Origin of the sequence: Cupriavidus basilensis, assembly GCF_029335485.1 — a bacterium.
Taxonomy (GTDB): Bacteria; Pseudomonadota; Gammaproteobacteria; order Burkholderiales; family Burkholderiaceae; genus Cupriavidus; species Cupriavidus basilensis_E.
Map to the genome: position 1 here is coordinate 1 of NZ_JARJLM010000093.1, position 1116 is coordinate 1116.

Annotated in this window: 1 protein-coding gene and 1 pseudogene; one reads left to right on the forward strand and one right to left on the reverse strand. The window is 65.7% G+C overall.

Annotated features, from left to right (window positions below; genetic code table 11):
• Positions 1-729: pseudogene (locus P3W85_RS05515) on the forward strand (hypothetical protein); the annotation flags it as partial.
• A gap of 147 nt (positions 730-876) precedes the next feature.
• Here P3W85_RS05515 and P3W85_RS05520 read toward each other — a convergent pair.
• On the reverse strand, positions 877-1116 hold a 240-nt coding region (locus P3W85_RS05520; RefSeq protein WP_276264028.1), incomplete at its 5' end, for an OmpA family protein.

Below are 1116 nucleotides of genomic sequence, written 5' to 3' on the forward strand. Positions count from 1 at the left end.
ATCGACGCGCGGATCATTCAGATCCTGCGCGACCAGATCGCGGAGGCCGAGGGCAAGGCGCTAACGGCGGCCGCTGAACGGATCGCGCTGGTGGAAGAGGACAATGCCACGATCGCCGAGGAGGTGACGAGGCTGCAGAACGAATTGCTGCCGCGTCAGGCAGCGCTTGAGGCCGTGCGCACCGAATGCGAGAAGGCCATCGTCTCCGCGGCGGAGCAGGCCGCGGAGGCTCGCGCCGAGGCCGTTCGCGGACGCACCGCCGCCGTGGTCACGCACGATGCCCTGGCCGTCGCGAATGCCCGTCTGGAGGAAGTGCCGGCACTGCGGGCCGAGATCGACAAGCTGCGCGCGGCATTGGCCACTGAACGAGATAGTCGTGTGGCTGCCGAGCAGGCGACCGCAGTGGCCAAGGCTGAGCTCGCCGCCGCTGTGCGAGCTGCGCAAGCCACTGATGCAACGGCTGCCGAGTTCAAGGCGGAGCTATCCAAGGCGCGGGGCGAGTTGGCCTCGCTTCGTGATGCGCTCGTTGCCGAGCGGGCCGCCCGAGCGACCGCTGACCAAGCGGCGGCCGTGGCCAAGACGGAGCGCGATGCGGCGCAGGGTGCCGTCGCTGACCTGCGCGAACGCCTGGCCGCCACCGTGCAGCGCGACGGCCAGGATGGGGCTAGTGGGCGGCCATCCGGGCGCGCTGCAGGGCTGGATCCCAAGAATGGCGGCAACAAATCGTGAGTCCCGCCACGTGCGCAAACCAATCTGAGCGTTGACATCCACTGACCGGCATTCGGCCAACTCACCCTCATGCGGCGGATGGCCATGCGCGAATGCGGCGCCAATGGCAATCGCCACGTTGCCGTTGCCGCTTGACCGTTGGCGCCATCAATCTACGTCATCAGAGATGCGCGCGTTACAGAAAAACTGCGCAACGCGTCGTATGGCCTCTCTGGGTCCTTTGCCCTCTGTATAGATCTTGTTGCCGTCAAAGCCGAGGCTGACCAAGTAGGCTTTCACACTCTCGGCATGCCGAATGCTCAATCTATCCGCGTACCGAAGACTTCCGTCTATCGCGTAGCCCGTAACGATGACGACCTGACTCTCCTTCAGTTCCTCTCGGCGGCG